Source organism: Pseudomonas cerasi (assembly GCF_027983475.1).
GTDB classification, from domain to species: Bacteria; Pseudomonadota; Gammaproteobacteria; order Pseudomonadales; family Pseudomonadaceae; genus Aquipseudomonas; species Aquipseudomonas cerasi.
On the sequence record NZ_JAQJVM010000001.1, the window covers coordinates 1,174,139 to 1,196,843 of the forward strand.

The following is a 22,705-nucleotide window of genomic DNA, read 5'->3' on the forward strand; positions in this document are numbered from 1 at the left end:
CCGAAAGGGGCTTTCTCTATTGAGGCTTGCTGCGGCTCATTACATATTCGGGTAAGTAGGTCCGCCAGCGCCTTCCGGTGCTACCCAGGTGATGTTCTGCGACGGGTCCTTGATGTCGCAGGTCTTGCAGTGCACGCAGTTCTGCGCGTTGATCTGGAAGCGCTTCTCGCCGTCTTCCTTGGTGATGACTTCATACACGCCAGCCGGGCAGTAACGCTGAGCCGGCTCGTCGTACAGCGGCAGGTTCTTGCTGATCGGGATGCTCGGATCGGTCAGCTTCAGGTGGCAGGGTTGTTCCTCTTCATGATTGGTGCTGGAGAGGAACACCGAACTGAGCTTGTCGAAGCTGAGCTTGCCGTCGGGTTTCGGGTAATCGATCTTCTTCGAGTCGGCTGCCAGCTTGAGGCAGGCGTAATCCGGCTTGGTGTCGTGCAGCGTGAACGGCAGCTTGCCGCCGAAAATGTTCTGATCGATGAAGTTGAATGCGCCACCCTTGATCGCGCCATATTTATGGATCGCCACGCCAAAGTTGCGGCTGGCGAACAGCTCTTCATGTAGCCAGCTGGCCTTGAAGGCATCCACGTAGGAGGTCAGCACGTCGCCACCTTCCTTACCGGCCAGCAGCGCGTCGGCCACCGAATCGGCGGCCAGCATGCCCGACTTCATGGCCGTATGGCTGCCCTTGATCTTGGCGAAGTTCAGCGTGCCCAGATCGCAGCCGATCAGCGCGCCGCCGGGGAAGACCATTTTCGGCAGGGAGTTCAAGCCACCCTTGGCAATCGCGCGGGCACCGTAGCTGATGCGCTTGCCGCCTTCCAGGTATTGCTTGACGACCGGGTGGTGCTTGTAGCGCTGGAACTCGTCGAACGGCGACAGGTACGGGTTGCTGTAGGACAGGTCGACGATCAGGCCGACCACTACCTGATTGTTCTCCAGGTGGTACAGGAACGAGCCGCCCGGATTGGCATCGTCCAGCGGCCAGCCTGCGGTGTGCACCACCAGCCCTTGTTCATGTTTGGCCGGGTCGACTTCCCAGATTTCCTTGAGGCCGATAGCGTAATGCTGCACGTCGGCTTCGTCGTCGAGGTTGAAGCGCTTGAGCAGCTGCTTGCCGATGTGACCACGGCAGCCTTCGGCGAACAGCGTGTACTTGGCGCGCAGTTCCATGCCGGGGGTGTACAGGCCTTCCTTCGGATTGCCTTCGCGGTCGACACCCAGATCCCCGGTGACGATGCCGCGCACTACACCGTTTTCGTCGAACAGCGCTTCCTGAGCGGCAAAGCCAGGATAGATTTCGACACCGAGGTTTTCAGCCTGCTGAGCCAGCCAGCGGCACAGGTTGCCCAGCGAGATGATGTAGTTGCCATGGTTGTGCATGGTCTTGGGGACGAAAAAGTCCGGTATTTTCTGAGCTTTTTCAGCATCGCGCAGCACATAGATGTCGTCGCGCTTGACCGGCGTGTTGAGCGGAGCGCCCAGTTCCTGCCAGTTGGGGAACAGTTCATTCAGCGCGCGGGGCTCGAATACGGCACCGGAGAGGATGTGCGCGCCGACTTCGGAGCCTTTTTCCACCACGCAGACGCTGATTTCCTGGCCAGCTTCAGCGGCCTTCTGTTTAAGGCGGCAAGCGGCAGAAAGCCCGGACGGGCCGGCTCCGACGATAACGACGTCGAATTCCATGTATTCGCGTTCCACAGGCTATCTCCTACTCTCAAGGCTCACGGTGTTTTTATGGGCACTGCTTTTTTGGTCGCTGCAGGCCGACGCATGGAGGTATTGAACCGTCCCGTCTTTTAATGGTTCGCATTATATCTACACCACTGCGCGGGTCCAATACAAACGTTTGTTTGAATCGGCCGCAGGCCAGATAAATCAAAGACACCAGACTCGGAACTGGCCGATTTGGCGTATTGACCGGAAAAGGCGTTGCGGTCAATATACGGGCGGTTTTGCGTTTGCCGTAGGCTGAAACGAGGTTTCCGGATTGCGGGCAATCTCTCAAAAGGCATCAGGCAGACGCGCTGCAGGCAACAGGTCAACGTCGCACGGCGCATTTTACACACCCAGCCGCTGCTTGACGGGTGACTCCCGGCTTTTATATGGCTTTTTAAAGTCGTCCGGGTGGCCTGCACGCATTGCGATTGCTTGTTGAGGACACATATCGATCGCCTGGTGCCGCCGGGCGACTTCTTTTCACCGGAGAGTGAGGAATCCATGAAGGTTCTTGTAGCTGTCAAACGAGTGGTCGACTACAACGTCAAGGTTCGCGTCAAGGCGGACAACTCCGGCGTCGATCTTGCCAACGTCAAAATGTCCATGAACCCGTTTTGCGAAATCGCCGTTGAAGAGGCTGTTCGCCTTAAAGAGAAGGGTGTAGCCACCGAAATCGTCGTCGTCACCATCGGTCCGACCACGGCTCAGGAGCAACTGCGTACCGCCCTGGCGCTGGGTGCTGACCGCGCCGTGCTGGTCGAGTCCGCCGAGGAGCTGACTTCTCTGGCCGTGGCCAAGCTGCTCAAGGCCGTGGTCGACAAGGAGCAGCCACAGCTGGTGATCCTTGGCAAACAGGCCATCGACAGTGATAACAACCAGACCGGCCAGATGCTGGCTGCGTTGAGCGGCTACCCGCAGGGTACGTTCGCATCCAAGGTTGAAGTGACCGGTGACAAGGTTGCCGTGACCCGCGAAATCGACGGCGGCCTTCAGACCGTTTCCCTGAGCCTGCCAGCCATCGTGACCACGGACCTGCGTCTGAACGAGCCACGCTACGCTTCACTGCCCAACATCATGAAGGCCAAGAAAAAGCCGCTCGAAGTGCTGACCCCGGAGGCGCTGGGCGTTTCCACGGCGTCGACCAACAAGACCCTCAAGGTTGAAGCGCCGGCTGCACGCAGCGCCGGCATCAAGGTCAAGTCGGTGGCCGAACTGGTCGAGAAACTGAAAAACGAAGCGAAGGTAATCTAAATGACGATCCTGGTTATCGCTGAACACGACAACGCGACCGTAGCCCCGGCTACGCTCAACACCCTTGCTGCTGCCCAGAAGATCGGCGGTGACATCCATTTGCTGGTGGCCGGGTCCGGCGTGAGCGCCGTTGCCGACGCCGCCGCCAAAATTGCCGGTGTGACGAAAGTGCTGGTGGCCGACCACGAAGCCTACGCGCACCAACTGCCTGAAAACATCGCACCGCTGGTCGTGGAGCTGGCTGCAGGGCATAGCCATGTTCTGGCTGCGGCAACGTCCAATGGCAAGAACATCCTGCCGCGCGTCGCTGCTCAGTTGGATGTCGATCAGATCTCCGAGATCGTTTCGGTGGTTTCCGCTGACACCTTCACTCGTCCGATCTATGCCGGTAATGCCATCGCCACCGTACAGTCGACTGCTGCGGTCAAGGTCATTACCGTACGTGCCACCGGCTTCGACCCGGTGGCTGCAGAGGGTGGCTCGGCCGCTGTCGAGGCGGTGTCGGCTGCTCACGATGCCGGCAAGTCCAGCTTCGTCGGTGAAGAACTGGCCAAATCCGATCGTCCGGAACTGACCGCGGCCAAGATCGTCGTTTCCGGTGGTCGCGGCATGCAGAACGGCGACAACTTCAGGCACCTGTACACGCTGGCCGACAAGCTCGGTGCGGCAGTGGGCGCTTCCCGAGCTGCGGTCGATGCCGGTTTCGTACCCAACGACATGCAGGTCGGTCAGACCGGCAAGATCGTTGCTCCTCAGCTGTACATCGCAGTCGGTATTTCCGGCGCCATTCAGCATCTGGCCGGTATGAAGGATTCCAAGGTGATCGTTGCGATCAACAAGGATGAAGAGGCGCCGATCTTCCAGGTCGCCGATTACGGTCTGGTGGCTGACTTGTTCGAAGCCATCCCCGAGCTGGAGAAGCTGGTTTAAGCCCCGCGCTTCCACTATAAAGAGAACCCGTTCCATTCGGGGTTTGCGCACCAGCGGTTTACGGTGCGCCTGCCTGGATGAAGCGGGTTTTTTATTGCGTATCGAAAGGACTTTTCATGGTGCATTCCCGGCTGCTGTCTTCGCTTCTCCTCGGGCTGATCACACTGCCGACGCTGGCATCCGCCGCAGGCAAGTGCGAGCGTCTGATCGTGACCGGCAGCCCGGACGCGCCGCCGTATCTGTGGCGTGATCCCCAGGATCCGCGCCACCTGATGGGGGCCAATGCCGATCTGCTCACCCAGGCGGCAGGCGAGCTGGGTATCAAGGTCGAATTTCTGTATGGCGGCAAGCGCAGTCAGGCGCTCGAAGAGGTGCGCACCGGGCGCATGGACCTGCTGGCTGACGCGCCATTGAATGCCGCACAACTCGAAGCGCTGGATTACATTCATCCGCCGATCGTGCAGAACGAGATCATGGTCTGGACGCGTCACGATCACAGCGTGCCGTTCAATGCCGTGAGCGAGCTGCAGGGCCATCCCGGCGCCATGTCGGAAAAGACCCGCCTGACGCCTTCCTTCGAGGTGCTGGCCAGGCAGAATCTGACCCTGGAGCGCCTGCCCGCACTCACACCTGCCTTTCAGAAGCTGGCATTGGGTGAGGTGGATTACGTGCTTGCCGGGCGTTATGCCGGTATGGTCATGGTGCAGACGCTGGGTCTTTCCAAAGACCTGACGGCACAGCCTCTACCGGTCGATACGCCGGGTTTCTATCTGGCCTTGTCGTTCAACTCGGCCTGCAATGAACCATGGTTGCGCGGACAGCTGGCGAAAAAGATGACAGAATCGGCCGCCTCTGGCCTTGCGGGCGATGTCATCAGGCACAACCTGGAGTTGTGGAGAGCCCAACTGTTGCAACCCGCCAGCGCCAGCGCACCCAACAAGTAGGGATGTTTTTGTGAGTATTCGTTTTTCAATTGCCGTCATGGCAGTCGCCACGCTGGCCGGTTGCGCCAGTGATCCGGTACCAACCGAGCAGTTCAAGCTGACCGAGCAGGCGCTGGAGCAGGCCAAGGCGGTCGGCGCGAGTGATGATCAACCCGAGATGGAAGTCGCTCAGGCAGGGTTTGCCGAAGCCCGCGCTTCCATGGCAAGCCATGCCTACAAGGACGCGCGTATGAAAGCCGAGCAGGCCGAGCTTGATGCGCGCCTGGCTGAAGCGCGAGTGTTGACCCTCAAGAGCCAGGAGCAGGTCAATCAGTTGAATACCCGCCTCAATCGCTTGCGCAAGCAGCTGGGGGAGGCGCAATGAAGCGTATTCCGCGTGTCCTGAGTGTGTGTCTGTTGCTGGGTGCGGCTGGCCTTTATGGTTGTGCCGGTCATCAGGACAGCGGCCAGGCGTTGCAGCAGGCCAGTGCCGACTTCCAGAAGGTCAAGGAAGATACCGATGTGCTGCGCAGTGCACCCAAGGATGTCATTCGTGCGGGTGAATCGCTGGCTCGCGCCGAGCGTCTGTCCAGTTACCTGGGGAGTGGCGCCGATGTCGCTCACTACGCCTACCTCAGCAGCCGCTACAGCGAGATCGCGCGTGAGCACAGCAACCTGATGCTGAGTCAGGAGCGTCTGGCGAAAATGGACATGGAACGTCAGCGTATGCAGTTGGCACTGCGCGAAGCCAAGTTGGCCAGCGCCCAGCAACAGGGCCGTTGGCTGGAGGATCAGATCCTCAGCCTGGCCACCACCGAAACCGACCGCGGGCTGGTCATGACCCTGGGCGATGTGCTGTTCGACGCCGGACATGCCGAGCTGAAAAACTCGGCCAGCCGTACCATTCTCAAGGTTGTGCAGTTTCTGCAGATCAATCCACGCCGAGTGGTCCGCATCGAAGGCTATACCGACAGCACGGGCGATCGTCAGGAAAACCTGAAGCTCTCGAAAGACCGGGCGCAAGCAGTCGCTGATGTGCTGATGGACCTGGGCATCGACGAAAAACGCATTCAGGTCGAAGGCTATGGCCAGGAGTTTCCTGTGAATGCCAATACCTCCGAGCGGGGCCGCGCGCAAAACAGGCGTGTCGAGATCGTTTTCTCGGACGAAAAAGGTCAGCTGGGCGCAGCTCGCTGATAAATAGACGATAAAAAGCCCGATGCCGGAAACGGCCTCGGGCTTTTTTGTCTTTAATCACATTGATTATGGCGTTTCTGCCCGCGTTTATTTTCACTCAGCAGCCATCAATGCTGGCCTGTCTTCAAACTGTTCCCGTACACTTCCGATCTGTGCCGGTTATTACGCATCTGTATTTTCAAAAATAATAAATCACCGGTCTTTTCGAGGCTGTGTCATGACCAATCTCTTGCTCTACCAGCGTATCGCTCAGCAGTTGGCCGAAGACATCCGCCGTGGTGTGTATCAGCCCGGCGAGCGTGTGCCGTCCGTTCGCAAAATGAGTTCGCAGCTCAACGTCAGCCATGCGACTGTATTGCAGGCTTACGCGAACCTTGAAGACCAGGGGCTGATCCGGGCGCGTCCTCAATCCGGCTACTACGTCCATCAAACGCCCGCGCTGACAGCGTCCACCCCGGATATCGCGCGGGTCGAGCGGCCCGGCCTGGTCACACGCAGCAGCATTATCCAGCAAGTGCTCGAAGAGTCGCGCCGCGAAGGAGTCTTCGCCCTCGGGGCCGCCGTGCCTCATGTGGATTACCTGCCGGTGCGCGCGCTGCATCAGCAACTGGCCAAGGTCACGCGTTTTCACAGCCCACGGGCCTTCAGTTACATGTTCAGCCCTGGCTTCGAACCCTTGCGCAGGCAGGTCGCGATCCGCATGCGCGACGCCGGTGTAGTGGTCGACCCGTCAGAAGTGGTCATCACTCACGGCTGCGTGGATGCGCTGCAGATGGCCCTGCGGGTGCTGACCCGGCCCGGCGATCTGATAGCCGCCGAATCACCAGCTTATTACGGGTTGCTGCAACTTGCCGACCTGCTGGGTTTGAAAGTCATCGAAATCCCCAGTGATCCGGCCACCGGCATCAGTCTTGAAGCCTTGCAACTGGCGGCCAATCAATGGTCCATCAAGGCCCTGGTGCTGACCTCACGGCTGAGCAATCCACTGGGCGGCACCATGCCCGAGGAGCGGCAGAAAAACCTGCTGCGGCTGACCTCGGATTTCGATATCCAGGTGGTTGAAGACGACGTCTACGGCGAGTTGATGTTCGAAGTAGGGCGGACCAAGGCGCTCAAGGCCTTCGACCGGCTGGGGAGGGTGATTTACTGCTCAAGCTTCTCCAAGACCTTGTCACCGGGTGTGCGCATCGGCTGGATGATAGCCGGCAAATACCAGGCGGAAATTCAGCGCCTGCAGACCTTCAGTACTCACTCGGCGTGCAGTGTCACGCAAATGGCCGTCGCCGCGTACCTCGAAAACGGCGGCTATGATCGGCACCTGCGCTTCATTCGGCTCGAATACCGCAAGAACCTCAGTGCGTATCAGCTGGCGGTGCAGCAGTTCTTTCCCGAAGGCACGCAGATGAGCCGTCCCGCAGGGGGCTTTATCCTCTGGGTCAGTCTGCCGGGCAGGGTCAATACCCAGGAATTGCACGTGCGTGCGCTCGAGCAGGGCATCAGCATTGCACCCGGGCTGATTTTCAGTAATACCGAGCAGTTCAACCACTGTATTCGTTTGAATTGCGGCATGAAATGGAACAAGGAAGCCGAGCGGGCATTGATGACATTGGGGATTCTGGCCAAGCAGTTATGTCAGGAAGCTGTCCAGGCTTATTGATTGGCAAAGATATTTGTCAATTCTTCGGAACTCTTGTCTTGTCAGGTTGGCCTCAAAAGGACAGCATGTGTTTCTTTCCGGCTTTTTGCCACTGTCTTGCCTGACTTTTTGCCTATGAATGTTTTTCGCTGTCTCGGATTGCTTGTCGTCGTACTTCTGAGTGGTTGTGACGCTCCGGATACCTCTGTGCCCAAACCCAAGACCGAGGCGGTCATCACAGCGCCGGTATCGCCCGAGGTGCATCTGAAGACTGAGGTACCTGCGGAGGCGGCCGCCACCGATGCCAGGCAAATCAAGGCGCCGGACACCATGCATCAGCTGATGCCGGGGGTGCCAGTCGTGCCTGTGGTGGTCGGAAAGGAAAAGTCAGAACCTGCAGCACCCCAAAGCGCCAAATCGGCGGCGTCCGAAAAAGCTTCTTCCAAGGTCGCGGCAGCCAAGGCGCCTGCGAGCAAGCGCAAGAACGCCAAGGATGCCAAGACGGCCAGCGTCAAGGATGTGCGAATCAAATCGCCCAAGCTGGACCTGAGCCTGCCTCCCGAACTGGTCAAGGAACTCGACCCGCCTGCCAAGGTGATTACCAGCAAGCGCAAGCCGATATTGCCGCAGATGTTCAGCGACAAGGGCGACTCTGCGAACCCTGGTCCGTTCGAGCTCGAAGGGCGATTGCTGACCAACGAAATGCAATTGCAGATGCGCAACGAAAACCGTCGCGACGTGGAAGGCGCTGCGCTGGACTTCAAATTCAAGCAGTAAGCCCTGCCTGTCGTCCGATACGGCGTTTTCAAACAGACGTTTTGACGGTTAATATCCTTCCTCTTTTTCAATTTTCACAAAAGGGTGTCTGGTCATGGACTGCCGTTCCGGTTGTGGAGCGTGCTGCATAGCGCCTTCCATAACGTCTCCCATACCCGGTATGCCCGACGGAAAGCCTGCAGGCGAGCGTTGTCTGCACCTGTCGGTCGAGTTTTTGTGCGCCTTGTTTGGCAGGGCTGAGCGGCCCGCCGTATGCAGTCAGTTCAAGGCGGCAGAGGATGTCTGCGGTGTCGACCAGGCGGATGCCATTCGCCTGATCGGTTGGTGGGAAAAAGCCACTGCGGTGGCCTGAAAAAGTGTTTTCGAGCACAAATGCTTCTTCGGAACTTCAAAACAAGGAATAAAACAATGGGTCCGCTGTATCGCATGGCTGTTGCTTGTGGTTTGACTGTAATGCTTGCCGGAACGGCGCAGGCTGAAGAGTGGAAAGAGGTCAAGAATCAGGAGGGCATCAAGGTTTCGTTGAGCGACGTGCCCGGGTCTGATTACAAGGCTTATCAGGGCATTGCGCTGATCAATGCCAGCGTGAGCAAGTTGCGCGCGCTTCAGGAGGATGTCACGGGCGCCTGCGCCTGGATTCATGAGTGCAAGTTGCAGAAAGTGCTCAAGCACGAAGGCAACAAGACCTGGACCTACAGCCAGTTCAACACTCCCTGGCCAGTGACGCCTCGCGATTCTGTGCTGTTGATCACCACTCAGGAAGGCCCTGACGGGAGTGTTACCCGTAATCTTGAAGAGCAGCCTTCGTACATCCCCGAAGAAAAGGGCTATGTGCGCGTAACCGAGGTCAAGGGCTTCTGGAAAATGGTGCCCAAAGGGCCGAACCAGACTGAAGTGACCTATCAGGTTCACACCGAGCCGGGTGGCAGTGTGCCTTCTATGCTGGCCAACAAGTTCGTTGTCGATGCGCCGTTCAACACCTTGAAAGCCCTCAGGGAGCGTGCTGCGCAAACCCCATGATGTGCATCGGATAGCGCGCACAAAAAAGGGCTGCCAATGGCAGCCCTTTTTTTGCGTGTGGCGCTTACTTGCGGTCTTGCAGGGCGACGATGTCGCGTTGCACGTTGCCGGTGTACAGCTGGCGAGGGCGACCGATCTTGTAGGGGCTGGAGAGCATTTCCTTCCAGTGCGAGATCCAGCCGACAGTCCGCGCCAGGGCGAAGATCACGGTGAACATGCTGGTCGGAATGCCGATGGCCTTGAGGATAATGCCCGAGTAGAAGTCGACGTTCGGGTACAGCGAGCGCTCGATGAAGTACGGGTCGGTCAGGGCGATCTCTTCGAGGCGCATGGCCAGTTCGAGTTGAGGATCGTTGGTGATGCCCAGTTCTTTCAATACTTCGTCGCAGGTCTGCTTCATTACGGTGGCGCGCGGGTCACGGTTCTTGTACACGCGGTGACCGAAGCCCATGAGCTTGAACGGATCGTTCTTGTCCTTGGCCTTGGCAATGAACGTGTCGATGTTCGACACGTCGCCGATTTCATCGAGCATGGTCAGTACCGCTTCGTTGGCGCCGCCGTGGGCAGGGCCCCAGAGCGCTGCGATACCGGCTGCGATACAGGCGAACGGGTTGGCACCCGAAGAGCCCGCCATGCGTACGGTGGAGGTCGACGCGTTCTGCTCGTGATCGGCGTGGAGGATGAAGATCTTGTCCATCGCCTTGGCCAGCACCGGGCTGATCGGTTTGATCTCGCACGGGGTGTTGAACATCATGTGCAGGAAGTTTTCCGCGTAGCTGAGGTCGTTGCGCGGGTACATCATGGGTTGACCCATGGAGTACTTGTAGACCATCGCTGCCAAGGTCGGCATCTTGGCGACCAGACGGACTGCGGAAATCTCGCGGTGCTGCGGGTTATTGATGTCCAGCGAGTCGTGGTAGAACGCCGACAGGGCGCCGACTACGCCACACATGACGGCCATCGGGTGGGCGTCACGGCGGAAACCGTTGAAGAAGGTCTTGAGTTGTTCGTGAACCATCGTGTGGTTCTTGACCACGGCCACGAACTGGGCTTTCTGCTCGGCGGTGGGCAGTTCACCGTTGAGCAGCAGGTAGCAGGTCTCGAGGTAGTCGGACTGCTCGGCCAGTTGTTCGATCGGGTAGCCGCGGTGTAGCAGAATGCCATTATCACCATCGATGTAGGTGATCTTCGAATCGCAAGAGGCCGTGGACATGAAACCAGGGTCAAATGTGAAGCGGCCGGTGGCGGTCAGGCCGCGTACGTCGATCACGTCCGGACCCACTGTACCGGTCAGAATTGGCAGCTCGACGGGGGCAGCGCCCTCGATGATCAACTGCGCTTTTTTGTCAGCCATGTGGCCTCCTATTTATGCTTCAAATCATCAGACAGGCCCCCCACGCAGGGCCCGCATCACTATAGTGAGATAAATTCTAAAGTCAATTTGCCTAAAGTCGTGTTCCGCAAGGGCTCGGCCGTGGATTTTTCAGACGGTTTACTGCCATTTACGCCTTTTGTCGCGGCAACGCAATCCGCTATTGGCGGTACGTCTGCGCGTTGTCATTAGTAACCTAACTGTCTATACTCGGCGTCCGACCGCCAGAGGCTTTTGGCCTGTTTCAAGGGGGTCGTCACTTCCTGGGTGGTGGGTACCTGACCAGTGCACTTCCCAACAACTTGCCCTGATTGTTAGGGGCTCTTCAGTGTGAAAAAAAGCCGTGAATAGCCAACGACCTGTAAATCTAGACCTAAGGACCATCAAGCTCCCAGTCACCGCTTACACGTCCATCCTTCACCGCATCTCCGGTGTCATCCTCTTTGTCGGTATTGCAATCATGCTGTATGCAATGGACAAGTCGCTGGCCTCCGAAGAGGGATTTGGTGAAGTCAAGGCGTATATGACCAGTCCGCTGGCCAAGCTGATCATCTGGGGACTTCTGTCTGCCCTGCTGTACCACCTGGTGGCCGGTATTCGTCACCTCATCATGGACTCGGGGGTAGGCGAGACGCTTGAAGGCGGAAAGCTGGGCTCCAAAATCGTTATCGCGGTTTCCGTGATTCTGATTCTTCTGGCGGGAGTATGGATATGGTAACCAACGTCACCAACCTGTCGCGTTCGGGCCTCTATGACTGGATGGCTCAGCGTGTCTCCGCAGTCGTGCTCGCGGCTTATTTCATTTTTCTGATCGGTTACATGGTCTTTCACCCGGGTCTGAGCTACGCCCAATGGCATGGTCTGTTCGCTCACAACGGAATGCGTATCTTCAGTCTCCTGGCCCTCGTTGCCCTTGGCGCCCACGCCTGGGTCGGCATGTGGACCATCGCGACCGACTACCTGACGCCGATGGCGCTGGGCAAGTCCGCAACTGCAGTACGTTTCCTGTTCCAGGCGGTATGCGGCGTTCTGATGTTCGCCTACTTCGTCTGGGGCGTGCAGATTCTTTGGGGTATCTGATCCATGGCTAACATTAATGCGCTTTCTTTCGACGCCATCATCATTGGTGGTGGCGGTGCCGGCATGCGCGCTGCGCTGCAGCTCGCCCAGGGCGGTCACAAGACTGCCGTGGTCACCAAGGTTTTCCCGACCCGCTCGCACACCGTATCCGCGCAGGGCGGCATCACCTGTGCAATCGCCTCCGCCGATCCGAACGATGACTGGCGCTGGCACATGTACGATACCGTCAAGGGCTCCGACTACATCGGTGACCAGGACGCTATCGAATACATGTGTTCCGTAGGTCCGGAAGCGGTCTTCGAGCTCGAGCACATGGGCCTGCCGTTCTCCCGTACCGAGCAGGGCCGTATATACCAGCGTCCGTTCGGTGGCCAGTCCAAGGACTTCGGCAAGGGCGGGCAGGCTGCCCGTACCTGCGCTGCCGCCGACCGTACCGGTCACGCACTGCTGCACACCCTGTATCAGGCCAACCTGAAGGCAGGCACTGTATTCCTCAACGAATACTATGCAGTGGATCTGGTAAAGAACAACGACGGCGCCTTTGTCGGCATCATCGCAATCTGCATCGAGACAGGCGAAACCTCGTACATCCGCGCCAATGCAACCGTGCTGGCGACTGGCGGTGCAGGCCGTATCTACTCGTCGACCACCAATGCCCTGATCAATACCGGTGACGGTATCGGCATGGCGCTGCGTGCCGGTGTACCTGTTCAGGACATCGAAATGTGGCAGTTCCACCCGACCGGTATTGCCGGTGCAGGTGTACTGGTCACCGAAGGTTGCCGCGGTGAAGGCGGTTACCTGATCAACAAGCACGGTGAGCGTTTCATGGAGCGTTATGCTCCGAACGCCAAGGACCTTGCCGGTCGTGACGTTGTGGCACGTTCCATGGTCAAGGAAATCATTGCCGGTAACGGCTGTGGTCCCGATGGCGATCACGTGATGCTCAAGCTCGATCACCTTGGCGAAGAAGTGCTGCACAGCCGTCTGCCAGGGATCATGGAGCTGTCCAAGACCTTTGCTCACGTCGATCCTGCGACCGCTCCGATCCCTGTCGTACCAACCTGCCACTATATGATGGGCGGCGTTGCCACCAACATTCATGGTCAGGCGATCACTCAGGATGCGGCGGGCGTCGATCAGATCATTCCAGGTCTGTTCGCGGTAGGTGAAGTGGCTTGCGTATCGGTTCACGGCGCAAACCGTCTGGGCGGCAACTCGCTGCTCGATCTGGTGGTGTTCGGCCGCGCTGCGGGTATCCACCTCGAGCAGGCGCTGCGTGAAGGCGTCGATTATGCGCGCGCTTCCGAGTCCGACATCGATGCTGCCCTCGCGCGCCTTGCCGGCCTGAACGAACGCACCACTGGTGAAGACGTTGCGTCGCTGCGTAAAGAACTGCAGAGCTGCATGCAGAACTACTTCGGTGTATTCCGTACTGGCGAATACATGCAGAAGGGTATTGCCCAGCTGGCTGATCTGCGCGTGCGTATCGCCAACGTCAAGATCAACGACAAGAGCCAGGCGTTCAACACCGCCCGTATCGAAGCGCTTGAACTGCAAAACCTGCTGGAAGTTGCCGAAGCCACGGCGATTGCTGCGGAGCATCGTAAAGAGTCCCGCGGCGCTCACGCTCGCGAAGACTTCGAAGATCGCGACGACGAGAACTGGTTGTGCCACACCCTGTATTTCCCGGGTGACAAGCGCGTGACCAAGCGTGCCGTGAACTTCTCGCCGAAGACTGTTCCGACTTTTGAACCCAAGATTCGGACTTATTAAGGGGTGGCCGATATGTTGCAAGTCAGTGTTTATCGTTACAACCCTGAGCAGGACGCCGCGCCGTTCATGCAGGAGTTTCAGGTCGATACCGGTGGCAAGGACCTGATGGTGCTGGACGTGCTCGCCCTGGTCAAAGAACAGGATCAAGGGTTCTCTTATCGTCGCTCATGCCGTGAAGGCGTTTGCGGTTCCGACGGCATGAATATCAACGGCAAGAACGGCCTGGCCTGCATCACGCCGCTGTCGGCTGTCGTTGCCAAGAACAAGCTGATCGTACGTCCGCTGCCTGGTTTGCCGGTTATTCGTGACCTGGTCGTCGATATGAGCATCTTCTACAAGCAGTACGAGAAGGTGAAGCCGTTCCTGCAGAACGACACGCCGGCTCCGGCCATCGAACGTCTGCAAACACCGGAAGAGCGCGAAAAGCTCGATGGTCTGTACGAGTGCATCCTGTGCGCTTGCTGCTCGACTTCATGCCCGTCCTTCTGGTGGAACCCCGACAAGTTCCTGGGTCCTGCTGCGCTGCTGCAAGCCTACCGTTTCCTGGCTGACAGCCGTGATACCCGCACCAGTGAGCGTCTGGCTTCGCTTGATGATCCGTTCAGCGTATTCCGCTGCCGCGGCATCATGAACTGCGTCAACGTCTGTCCGAAGGGCCTTAACCCAACCAAGGCTATCGGTCACGTACGCAACATGCTGTTGCAGAACGGTGTCTGATTCATCGCTTTATCTGTTACACCGTTGTACTGAAGTGGCTACGGCGCAGGCTTCAACCGGCGCCGTAGTTTTAACCTGAGCAGTAGCTCGCAAAGCTGCGGCTCTTATTTTGAAGAAATGAGACCAGCAGGGGCATCCGGGCTGGTACCCGGACTATCTGCGTGATCCCTGGTGACTTGATACAGTCGCTGCACACGACTATTTCAGGATTGCTCTGGTGTCTTCGCCGGTGGTGTCCCCTTACCGAGGGTGACCAAGCATGCAAGAAAGCGTGATGCAGCGCATGTGGAACAGTGCCCACCTATCCGGTGGTAACGCTGCCTATGTGGAAGAGCTCTATGAGCTTTACCTGCACGACCCTAACGCTGTGCCAGAAGAATGGCGCACCTACTTTCAGAAGTTGCCAGCAGACGGCAGCTCTGCCACTGATGTATCGCACTCGACCATTCGCGATCATTTCGTGTTGCTGGCTAAAAACCAGCGCCGCGCTCAACCGGTGTCCGCCGGCAGTGTGAGCAGCGAACACGAGAAGAAGCAGGTTGAAGTGCTGCGACTGATCCAGGCATATCGGATGCGTGGCCACCAGGCTGCCCAACTCGATCCGCTGGGCCTGTGGCAGCGCCCTGCGCCTGCGGATCTGTCCATCAATCATTACGGCTTGACCAATGCCGATCTTGATACGACCTTCCGTGCCGGCGACCTGTTCATCGGCAAAGAGGAAGCGAGCCTACGCGAAATTCATGAAGCGTTGCAGCAGACATATTGTCGCACCATCGGCTCCGAGTTCACTCACATCGTGGATTCCGAGCAGCGCAACTGGTTCATGCAGCGTCTCGAGAGTGTTCGTGGCCGTCCGGTGTTCTCGGCTGACATTCAGAGCCACCTGCTCGAGCGTGTTACCGCAGCTGAAGGCCTCGAGAAATACCTGGGTACCAAATACCCGGGCACCAAGCGTTTCGGTCTGGAAGGCGGCGAAAGCCTGATTCCAATGCTGGACGAGCTGATTCAGCGTTCCGGGTCCTATGGCACCAAGGAAGTCGTGATCGGCATGGCCCACCGTGGCCGCCTCAACGTACTGGTGAACACCTTCGGCAAGAATCCTCGCGACCTGTTCGACGAGTTCGAAGGCAAGAAGAAAGTGGAACTGGGTTCCGGTGACGTCAAATACCACCAGGGCTTCTCTTCCAACGTCATGACCGCAGGCGGTGAGGTTCACCTCGCCATGGCCTTCAACCCGTCTCACCTGGAGATCGTGTCTCCGGTGGTCGAGGGGTCCGTGCGTGCGCGTCAGGATCGTCGCAACGATCCAAACGGCGACAAGGTTCTGCCGATTTCCCTCCACGGCGACGCGGCCTTTGCCGGCCAGGGCGTGGTCATGGAAACCTTCCAGATGTCGCAGACTCGCGGCTTCAAGACGGGCGGTACGATCCACATCGTCATCAACAACCAAGTGGGCTTCACCATCAGCAACCCGCTGGACTCGCGTTCTACCGAGTACGCCACCGACGTCGCCAAGATGATCCAGGCACCGATCCTCCATGTGAATGGTGATGATCCGGAAGCCGTGATGTTCGTGACCCAGCTGGCCATCGATTACCGCATGCAGTTCAAGCGCGACATCGTGATCGATCTGGTCTGCTACCGTCGCCGTGGTCACAACGAAGCTGACGAGCCGAGCGGCACCCAGCCTTTGATGTATCAGCAGATCACCAAGCAGCGCACCACGCGCGAGCTGTATGCCGAGCATCTGATCAAGACCGGCGTTCTCGACGATGCCCGCGTTCAGGCCAAGGTCGACGACTACCGCAGCGCGCTGGACAACGGTCTGCACGTGGTGAAAAGTCTGGTCAAGGAGCCGAACAAGGAATTGTTCGTCGACTGGCGTCCATACCTGGGCCATGCCTGGACTGCGCGTCACGACACCCGCTTCGATCTCAAGACCCTGCAGGAACTGTCCGCCAAGCTCATGGAGCTGCCGGAAGGCTTCGTCGTGCAGCGTCAGGTTCAGAAAATCTACGAAGACCGCCAGAAGATGCAGGCCGGTGGCTTGCCGATTAACTGGGGTTACGCCGAAACCATGGCGTACGCCACACTGGCATTCGAAGGTCACCCGATCCGCATGACGGGGCAGGACATCGGTCGCGGTACGTTCTCGCACCGTCACGCCGTGCTGCACAACCAGAAAGACGCCGGGACCTATATCCCGCTGCAGAATCTGTACTCCGGTCAGCCACGTTTCGACCTGTACGACTCCTTCCTTTCGGAAGAGGCCGTACTGGCATTCGAATACGGTTATTCGACTACCCAGCCTGATGCGCTGGTTATCTGGGAAGCCCAGTTCGGCGACTTCGCCAACGGCGCTCAGGTGGTTGTCGACCAGTTCATCACCAGCGGCGAGCACAAGTGGGGCCGTCTGTGCGGTCTGACCATGCTGTTGCCTCATGGCTATGAAGGGCAGGGGCCAGAGCACTCGTCGGCCCGTCTGGAGCGTTACCTGCAATTGTGCGCCGAGCACAACATTCAGGTGTGCGTACCGACGACTCCGGCGCAGATCTATCACTTGTTGCGTCGTCAGGTCATCCGTCCGCTGCGCAAGCCGCTGATCGTGCTGACACCGAAGTCGCTGTTGCGTCACAAGCTGGCTGTTTCGACTCTGGAAGACTTGGCCGAAGGCTCGTTCCAGACCGTCATTCCGGAAATCGATACCCTCGATCCGGCCAAGGTCACGCGTCTGGTGCTGTGCAGCGGCAAGGTTTACTACGATCTCCTGGAAAAACGCCGTGCCGAAGGGCGTGAAGACATCGCCATCGTTCGCCTCGAGCAGCTGTATCCGTTCCCTGAAGATGATTTGATGGAAACCATCGCGCCTTATACCAACCTGCAGCATGTGGTCTGGTGTCAGGAAGAGCCGATGAACCAGGGTGCCTGGTACAGCAGCCAACACCATCTGCGTCGCAGCATGGGCAACCACAAACGTGAACTCGTTCTCGAGTACGCCGGTCGTGATGCTTCTGCCGCTCCAGCATGTGGTTACGCTTCGATGCACGCCGAGCAGCAGGAAAAACTGCTGCAAGATGCCTTCACTGTTTAACGCCTTCGAGCATTAGAAACCGAATTAAGGAATTACAGATAATGGCTATCGAGATCAAAGCCCCCTCTTTCCCGGAATCCGTTGCCGACGGCACCATTTCCACCTGGCACAAGCAGCCGGGCGATGCGGTAAAACGTGACGAGCTGCTGGTCGACATCGAGACCGACAAGGTCGTTCTCGAAGTACTGGCCGAAGCCGACGGCGTGCTGGTATCGATCGTGAAAGGCGAGGGCAGCACTGTCCTGTCCAACGAAGTGATTGCAACGCTGGACGCTGGTGCTACTGCTTCTGCTGCGCCAGCTGCCGCTGCGGCCGCGCCTGCCTCGGCTCCTGCTGCGGCTCCCGCTGCACCTGCCGGCGCTGGCGAAGAAGACCCGATTGCTGCGCCTGCTGCGCGTCAACTGGCTGAAGAAAACGGCATCAACCTGGCCAGCGTCAAGGGCACCGGTAAAGACGGCCGTATCACCAAGGAAGACGTGGTTGCTGCAGTTGAAGCGAAGAAATCCGCTCCGGCCGCTGCGCCTGCCGCCAAGCCTGCTGCCGCCGCGGCTCCTGTGGTCGCTGCTGGCGATCGCACCGAGAAGCGTGTGCCGATGACCCGCGTGCGTGCAACCGTTGCCAAGCGTCTGGTCGAAGCCCAGTCGAACATGGCGATGCTGACCACTTTCAACGAAGTCGACATGACCGAAGTCATGGCACTGCGTTCGAAGTACAAGGACCTGTTCGAGAAGTCGCACAATGGCGTACGCCTGGGCTTCATGTCGTTCTTCGTCAAGGCTGCCACTGAAGCGCTGAAGCGCTTCCCGGCCGTCAACGCGTCGATCGACGGTTCCGATATCGTTTACCACGGCTATGCTGACGTCGGTGTCGCGGTTTCCAGCGATCGCGGTCTGGTCGTACCGGTTCTGCGTAACGCAGAGCACATGAGCCTGGCTGAAATCGAAGGCGGCATCGCCACCTTCGGCAAGAAAGCCCGTGACGGTAAACTGTCCATCGACGAGATGACCGGCGGTACGTTCACTATCACCAATGGTGGTACTTTCGGTTCGATGATGTCGACGCCGATCGTCAACCCGCCACAGGCTGCAATTCTGGGCATGCACAACATTCTGCAGCGTCCGATGGCGGTCAATGGTCAGGTTGTGATTCGCCCGATGATGTATCTGGCGTTGTCGTATGATCACCGTTTGATCGACGGCAAGGAAGCGGTAACCTTCCTCGTGACCATCAAGAACCTGCTGGAAGATCCGGCTCGTCTGCTGCTGGATATTTGATGACGCAGCCCCGGGCTGCACACGACAGGCTGCGCAAGAGCGCAGTCTGTCGCACAGCCCGGGTCTTGCAGATTACATCTAATGAACAGGTTGCAACGCTCGTCTGTAAAGCATCACAGACCTGCCTGCAGCTTGCAGGTTAAAGCTCGCAGCTATAGAGGAATTCTTTTTTATGTCCCAGAAATTCGACGTGGTAGTGATTGGCGCAGGCCCTGGCGGTTATGTTGCCGCCATCAAGGCTGCGCAACTTGGTCTCAAGACTGCCTGCATCGAGAAGTATCAGGACAAGGAGGGCAAACTGGCCCTCGGCGGTACCTGCCTGAACGTGGGTTGCATTCCTTCCAAGGCACTGCTCGACAGCTCCTGGAAATTCTATGAAGCCAAGAACGGCTTCAGCGTGCATGGCATCTCGACCTCTGAACTGAACATCGACGTCCCAGCGATGATCGGCCGCAAGTCGACCATCGTCAAAGGCCTGACCGGCGGCGTTGCCAGCCTGTTCAAAGCCAACGGCGTGACCACGTTGCAGGGCCACGGCAAACTGCTGGCCGGCAAGAAAGTTGAACTGACCGCAGCCGATGGCACTGTCGAAATCATTGAAGCGGATCATGTGATCCTGGCTTCGGGTTCGCGTCCTATCGACATTCCGCCAGCGCCTGTTGACCAGAAAGTCATCGTCGATTCGACTGGTGCTCTTGAATTCCAACAGGTTCCACAGCGTCTGGGCGTGATCGGCGCTGGCGTGATCGGTCTGGAACTGGGTTCTGTCTGGGCTCGCCTGGGTGCCCAGGTTACCGTTCTGGAAGCGCTGGAGAAGTTCATCCCGGCAGCCGACGAAGCGGTTTCCAAGGAAGCGCTGAAAACCTTCAACAAGCAGGGCCTGGACATCAAGCTGGGCGCTCGCGTGACCGGTTCCAAGGTCGAAGGCGAGCAGGTTGTGGTCAGCTACACCGACGCTGCCGGCGAACAGTCGATCACCTTCGACCGTCTGATCGTTGCCGTGGGCCGTCGTCCGGTTACCACTGATCTGCTGGCTTCGGACAGCGGCGTCGATCTGGACGAGCGCGGTTTCATCTACGTTGATGACTACTGCACCACCAGCGTTCCGGGCGTATACGCCATTGGTGACGTGGTTCGCGGCCTGATGCTGGCGCACAAGGCCTCGGAAGAGGGCATCATGGTTGTCGAGCGCATCAAGGGCCACAAGGCCCAGATGAACTACAACCTGATCCCGTCGGTTATCTATACCCACCCGGAAATCGCCTGGGTCGGCAAGACCGAGCAGACGCTCAAGGCCGAAGGCGTTGAAGTCAACGTCGGTACGTTCCCGTTCGCAGCCAGCGGCCGTGCCATGGCAGCCAATGACACCGGCGGTTTCGTCAAGATCATTGCCGACGCCAAGACCGATCGCGTACTGGGTGTTCACGTTATTGGCCCGAGCGCTGCAGAACTGGTACAGCAGGGCGCAATCGCGATGGAATTCGGCAGCAGCGCAGAGGACATCGGCATGATGGTCTTCTCGCACCCGACCCTGTCCGAAGCGCTGCATGAAGCTGCACTGGCTGTGAATGGCGGCGCCATCCATATCCAGAATCGCAAGAAACGCTAAGACAACAAGAGAAACCACGGCGCAGTGCCCGTCGTTGGCCTTGCAAGCAGGGCTTACCGCGGAATCTGCGCCGGACTCGACCTCTCAGGCGGCTTCATGAGTGTCCCACGGCACTTGCGGAGTCCACCCGGAGTAGCGGTCACAGGTGGTGCGGCACGCCGACGTGCAGCACCGAATGCGCAGTACCTAAACGAAGACGGTAATAAGCATGAATCTTCACGAGTATCAGGGTAAGCAGCTGTTCGCTGAGTACGGCCTGCCAGTATCCAAGGGTTACGCGGTAGACACCCCGGAAGCAGCAGCAGAAGCCTGCGACAAGATCGGCGGGACCGAGTGGGTCGTCAAAGCCCAGGTTCACGCAGGTGGTCGCGGTAAAGCGGGCGGCGTAAAGCTGGTTCGCAGCAAGGAAGACGCTGCAGCGTTCGCTCAACAGTGGTTGGGCAAGCGCCTGGTGACTTACCAGACTGACGCCAACGGTCAGCCAGTGACCAAGATCCTGGTCGAGTCCTGCACCGACATCGCCAAAGAGCTGTATCTGGGCGCTGTGGTCGATCGTTCCAGCCGTCGTATCGTGTTCATGGCTTCCACCGAAGGTGGCGTGGACATCGAGAAGATCGCGCACGACACTCCTGAAAAGATTCTCAAGGCCACCATCGATCCACTGGTTGGCGCTCAGCCGTTCCAGGGCCGCGATCTGGCATTCCAGCTGGGTCTGGAAGGCAAGCAGGTCACTCAGTTCGCCAAGATCTTCACCGGTCTGGCCAAGCTGTTCCAGGACCATGACCTGGCACTGCTGGAAGTGAACCCGCTGGTGATCAAGGCTGATGGCGATCTGCACTGCCTGGACGCCAAGATCAACATCGACGCCAACGCCATGTACCGTCAGCCAAAGCTGAAGGGCTTCCACGATCCTTCGCAGGACGATCCTCGCGAAGCTCACGCCGCCAAGTTCGAACTGAACTACGTTGCGCTGGAAGGCAACATCGGCTGCATGGTCAACGGTGCCGGTCTGGCCATGGGTACCATGGACATCGTCAACCTGCATGGCGGCAAGCCTGCAAACTTCCTTGACGTTGGCGGCGGTGCCACCAAGGAACGCGTTACCGAAGCGTTCAAGATCATTCTGTCCGACGCCAACGTCGCTGCAGTTCTGGTCAACATCTTCGGCGGTATCGTTCGTTGCGACATGATTGCCGAAGGCATCATCGGCGCAGTGAAAGAAGTCGGCGTTAAAATCCCGGTTGTTGTTCGCCTTGAAGGCAACAACGCTGAGCTGGGCGCTAAAGTACTGGCAGAAAGCGGTTTGAACATCATCGCGGCTACCAGCCTGACCGACGCTGCTCAACAAGTTGTCAAAGCCGCGGAGGGCAAGTAATGAGCGTCCTGATCAATAAAGACACCAAGGTTATCTGCCAGGGTTTCACTGGTTCGCAAGGTACCTTCCACTCCGAGCAAGCCATTGCCTACGGCACCAAGATGGTTGGCGGCGTGACACCAGGCAAGGGCGGCACCACGCACCTGAACCTGCCAGTGTTCAACACTGTGAAAGAAGCGGTAGACACCACTGGCGCAACCGCCAGCGTCATCTACGTTCCGGCTCCTTTCTGCAAGGATTCCATCCTTGAAGCAGCGTTCGGCGGCATCAAGCTGATCGTGTGCATCACCGAAGGCATCCCGACCATCGACATGCTGGAAGCCAAGGTCAAGTGCGACGAGCTGGGTGTGGTCCTGATCGGCCCTAACTGCCCAGGCGTCATCACTCCGGGCGAGTGCAAGATCGGTATCATGCCAGGTCATATTCACTTGCCAGGCAAGGTAGGCATCGTGTCGCGTTCCGGCACCCTGACTTACGAAGCTGTGAAGCAGACCACTGACGCCGGTTTCGGCCAGTCCACCTGCGTCGGTATCGGCGGTGACCCGATCCCGGGTTCGAACTTCATCGACATCCTGAAGCTGTTCCAGGAAGACCCGAAGACCGAAGCGATCGTCATGATCGGCGAGATCGGCGGTTCGGCTGAAGAAGAAGCCGCTGCCTACATCAAGGCGCACGTGACCAAGCCGGTTGTTTCCTACATCGCTGGTGTGACTGCTCCTCCGGGCAAGCGCATGGGCCATGCCGGTGCAATCATCTCGGGTGGTAAAGGTACTGCAGACGAGAAGTTCGCTGCACTGCAGGACGCTGGCGTGAAAACCGTGCGCTCCCTGGCAGACATCGGCAAGGCCCTGGCCGAGCTGACCGGTTGGCCGACCAAGTAAGCCTCGCTTGCTTTTCGGGTAATCGACAAAAGCCACCTTCGGGTGGCTTTTGTTTGGGCCGCTGAAAAACGCAGCGGTGCGTC

The 22,705-nt window shown here is 58.5% G+C and carries 20 protein-coding genes; 18 read left to right on the plus strand and 2 right to left on the minus strand.

The genetic code is table 11. The features are described from left to right. Nucleotides 1-39: 39 nt before the first annotated feature. Nucleotides 40-1,695: an electron transfer flavoprotein-ubiquinone oxidoreductase gene (locus PI739_RS05030; RefSeq protein ID WP_003366679.1), complete on the minus strand. Its 1,656-nt coding sequence runs from the start codon at nt 1,693-1,695 to the stop codon at nt 40-42. A 519-nt stretch (nt 1,696-2,214) separates the two neighbouring features. Here PI739_RS05030 and PI739_RS05035 point away from each other — a divergent pair. The 9 genes from PI739_RS05035 (at nt 2,215) to PI739_RS05075 (ending at nt 9,447) form a co-directional block, all read left to right on the plus strand. Then, nucleotides 2,215-2,964 carry an electron transfer flavoprotein subunit beta/FixA family protein gene (locus PI739_RS05035; RefSeq protein WP_003366681.1) on the plus strand — a complete coding sequence of 250 codons (750 nt, stop codon included), beginning with the start codon at nt 2,215-2,217 and terminating at the stop codon, nt 2,962-2,964. Next, complete coding sequence (locus tag PI739_RS05040; protein ID WP_003366683.1) at nt 2,965-3,894, plus strand: electron transfer flavoprotein subunit alpha/FixB family protein; 930 nt, start codon at nt 2,965-2,967, stop codon at nt 3,892-3,894. 116 nt (nt 3,895-4,010) lie between these two features. Continuing rightward, nucleotides 4,011-4,838: a substrate-binding periplasmic protein gene (locus tag PI739_RS05045; RefSeq protein WP_003433113.1), complete on the plus strand. Its 828-nt coding sequence runs from the start codon at nt 4,011-4,013 to the stop codon at nt 4,836-4,838. Between the two features lie 10 nt (nt 4,839-4,848). After that, the gene (locus tag PI739_RS05050; protein WP_003433112.1) at nt 4,849-5,202 is read left to right on the plus strand and encodes a DUF4398 domain-containing protein; all 354 of its coding nucleotides are present in this window, start codon (nt 4,849-4,851) and stop codon (nt 5,200-5,202) included. Beyond that, on the plus strand, nt 5,199-6,014 hold the full coding sequence (locus tag PI739_RS05055) for an OmpA family protein (protein ID WP_044308403.1): 816 nt from the start codon (nt 5,199-5,201) through the stop codon (nt 6,012-6,014). The genes PI739_RS05050 and PI739_RS05055 overlap by 4 nt, the downstream gene beginning before the upstream one ends. A gap of 217 nt (nt 6,015-6,231) precedes the next feature. Further along, nucleotides 6,232-7,671: an aminotransferase-like domain-containing protein gene (locus tag PI739_RS05060; RefSeq protein WP_003366691.1), complete on the plus strand. Its 1,440-nt coding sequence runs from the start codon at nt 6,232-6,234 to the stop codon at nt 7,669-7,671. Nucleotides 7,672-7,785: 114 nt separating this feature from the next. Continuing rightward, nucleotides 7,786-8,427: a translation initiation factor 2 gene (locus tag PI739_RS05065; protein WP_080377402.1), complete on the plus strand. Its 642-nt coding sequence runs from the start codon at nt 7,786-7,788 to the stop codon at nt 8,425-8,427. 94 nt (nt 8,428-8,521) lie between these two features. Next, entirely contained in the window at nt 8,522-8,779 is a 258-nt protein-coding gene (locus tag PI739_RS05070; RefSeq protein ID WP_003366694.1) for a YkgJ family cysteine cluster protein, read from the plus strand. A 56-nt stretch (nt 8,780-8,835) separates the two neighbouring features. Then, the gene (locus PI739_RS05075; protein WP_003366696.1) at nt 8,836-9,447 is read left to right on the plus strand and encodes an START domain-containing protein; all 612 of its coding nucleotides are present in this window, start codon (nt 8,836-8,838) and stop codon (nt 9,445-9,447) included. Between the two features lie 64 nt (nt 9,448-9,511). On the opposite strand, the gene gltA is transcribed toward PI739_RS05075, so the two are convergent. Next, entirely contained in the window at nt 9,512-10,801 is a 1,290-nt protein-coding gene (gltA, locus tag PI739_RS05080) for a citrate synthase (RefSeq protein WP_003366698.1), read from the minus strand. A 361-nt stretch (nt 10,802-11,162) separates the two neighbouring features. Between gltA and sdhC the strand changes: the two genes are divergently transcribed. The 9 genes from sdhC to sucD all read left to right on the plus strand — a co-directional run bounded on the left by sdhC (nt 11,163) and on the right by sucD (nt 22,622). Further along, the gene (gene sdhC, locus PI739_RS05085) at nt 11,163-11,537 is read left to right on the plus strand and encodes a succinate dehydrogenase, cytochrome b556 subunit (protein WP_003423585.1); all 375 of its coding nucleotides are present in this window, start codon (nt 11,163-11,165) and stop codon (nt 11,535-11,537) included. Next, complete coding sequence (sdhD, locus tag PI739_RS05090) at nt 11,531-11,899, plus strand: succinate dehydrogenase, hydrophobic membrane anchor protein (protein ID WP_003316551.1); 369 nt, start codon at nt 11,531-11,533, stop codon at nt 11,897-11,899. Before sdhC ends, sdhD begins: the two co-directional genes overlap by 7 nt. Nucleotides 11,900-11,902: 3 nt before the next feature. Continuing rightward, on the plus strand, nt 11,903-13,675 hold the full coding sequence (sdhA, locus tag PI739_RS05095) for a succinate dehydrogenase flavoprotein subunit (protein ID WP_003419913.1): 1,773 nt from the start codon (nt 11,903-11,905) through the stop codon (nt 13,673-13,675). 12 nt (nt 13,676-13,687) lie between these two features. Further along, nucleotides 13,688-14,392: a succinate dehydrogenase iron-sulfur subunit gene (locus PI739_RS05100; protein ID WP_003343563.1), complete on the plus strand. Its 705-nt coding sequence runs from the start codon at nt 13,688-13,690 to the stop codon at nt 14,390-14,392. Nucleotides 14,393-14,651: 259 nt separating this feature from the next. After that, nucleotides 14,652-17,483, plus strand: coding sequence for a 2-oxoglutarate dehydrogenase E1 component (locus PI739_RS05105; RefSeq protein ID WP_003366703.1), 2,832 nt, complete (start codon nt 14,652-14,654; stop codon nt 17,481-17,483). Between the two features lie 41 nt (nt 17,484-17,524). Further along, nucleotides 17,525-18,757, plus strand: coding sequence for a 2-oxoglutarate dehydrogenase complex dihydrolipoyllysine-residue succinyltransferase (gene odhB / locus PI739_RS05110; RefSeq protein ID WP_003433108.1), 1,233 nt, complete (start codon nt 17,525-17,527; stop codon nt 18,755-18,757). Nucleotides 18,758-18,929: 172 nt separating this feature from the next. Further along, nucleotides 18,930-20,366: a dihydrolipoyl dehydrogenase gene (lpdA, locus tag PI739_RS05115; protein WP_003409846.1), complete on the plus strand. Its 1,437-nt coding sequence runs from the start codon at nt 18,930-18,932 to the stop codon at nt 20,364-20,366. 208 nt (nt 20,367-20,574) lie between these two features. Continuing rightward, complete coding sequence (gene sucC / locus PI739_RS05120) at nt 20,575-21,741, plus strand: ADP-forming succinate--CoA ligase subunit beta (protein WP_003316561.1); 1,167 nt, start codon at nt 20,575-20,577, stop codon at nt 21,739-21,741. Beyond that, nucleotides 21,741-22,622, plus strand: coding sequence for a succinate--CoA ligase subunit alpha (gene sucD / locus PI739_RS05125; RefSeq protein WP_003316562.1), 882 nt, complete (start codon nt 21,741-21,743; stop codon nt 22,620-22,622). Before sucC ends, sucD begins: the two co-directional genes overlap by 1 nt. The last annotated feature ends 83 nt before the right edge of the window (nt 22,623-22,705 follow it).

What these genes read in the sequence shown, in the direction of transcription:
- gltA (WP_003366698.1), bottom strand. Translation starts at nt 10,801, where the DNA reads ATGGCTGACAAAAAAGCGCAGTTGATCATCGAGGGCGCTGCCCCCGTC.
- sdhA (WP_003419913.1), top strand. Translation starts at nt 11,903, where the DNA reads ATGGCTAACATTAATGCGCTTTCTTTCGACGCCATCATCATTGGTGGT.
- lpdA (WP_003409846.1), top strand. Translation starts at nt 18,930, where the DNA reads ATGTCCCAGAAATTCGACGTGGTAGTGATTGGCGCAGGCCCTGGCGGT.
- PI739_RS05075 (WP_003366696.1), top strand. Translation starts at nt 8,836, where the DNA reads ATGGGTCCGCTGTATCGCATGGCTGTTGCTTGTGGTTTGACTGTAATG.
- PI739_RS05035 (WP_003366681.1), top strand. Translation starts at nt 2,215, where the DNA reads ATGAAGGTTCTTGTAGCTGTCAAACGAGTGGTCGACTACAACGTCAAG.
- PI739_RS05045 (WP_003433113.1), top strand. Translation starts at nt 4,011, where the DNA reads ATGGTGCATTCCCGGCTGCTGTCTTCGCTTCTCCTCGGGCTGATCACA.
- PI739_RS05060 (WP_003366691.1), top strand. Translation starts at nt 6,232, where the DNA reads ATGACCAATCTCTTGCTCTACCAGCGTATCGCTCAGCAGTTGGCCGAA.
- sucC (WP_003316561.1), top strand. Translation starts at nt 20,575, where the DNA reads ATGAATCTTCACGAGTATCAGGGTAAGCAGCTGTTCGCTGAGTACGGC.
- PI739_RS05105 (WP_003366703.1), top strand. Translation starts at nt 14,652, where the DNA reads ATGCAAGAAAGCGTGATGCAGCGCATGTGGAACAGTGCCCACCTATCC.
- PI739_RS05065 (WP_080377402.1), top strand. Translation starts at nt 7,786, where the DNA reads ATGAATGTTTTTCGCTGTCTCGGATTGCTTGTCGTCGTACTTCTGAGT.
- PI739_RS05055 (WP_044308403.1), top strand. Translation starts at nt 5,199, where the DNA reads ATGAAGCGTATTCCGCGTGTCCTGAGTGTGTGTCTGTTGCTGGGTGCG.
- odhB (WP_003433108.1), top strand. Translation starts at nt 17,525, where the DNA reads ATGGCTATCGAGATCAAAGCCCCCTCTTTCCCGGAATCCGTTGCCGAC.
- PI739_RS05070 (WP_003366694.1), top strand. Translation starts at nt 8,522, where the DNA reads ATGGACTGCCGTTCCGGTTGTGGAGCGTGCTGCATAGCGCCTTCCATA.
- PI739_RS05040 (WP_003366683.1), top strand. Translation starts at nt 2,965, where the DNA reads ATGACGATCCTGGTTATCGCTGAACACGACAACGCGACCGTAGCCCCG.
- PI739_RS05100 (WP_003343563.1), top strand. Translation starts at nt 13,688, where the DNA reads ATGTTGCAAGTCAGTGTTTATCGTTACAACCCTGAGCAGGACGCCGCG.
- sucD (WP_003316562.1), top strand. Translation starts at nt 21,741, where the DNA reads ATGAGCGTCCTGATCAATAAAGACACCAAGGTTATCTGCCAGGGTTTC.
- sdhD (WP_003316551.1), top strand. Translation starts at nt 11,531, where the DNA reads ATGGTAACCAACGTCACCAACCTGTCGCGTTCGGGCCTCTATGACTGG.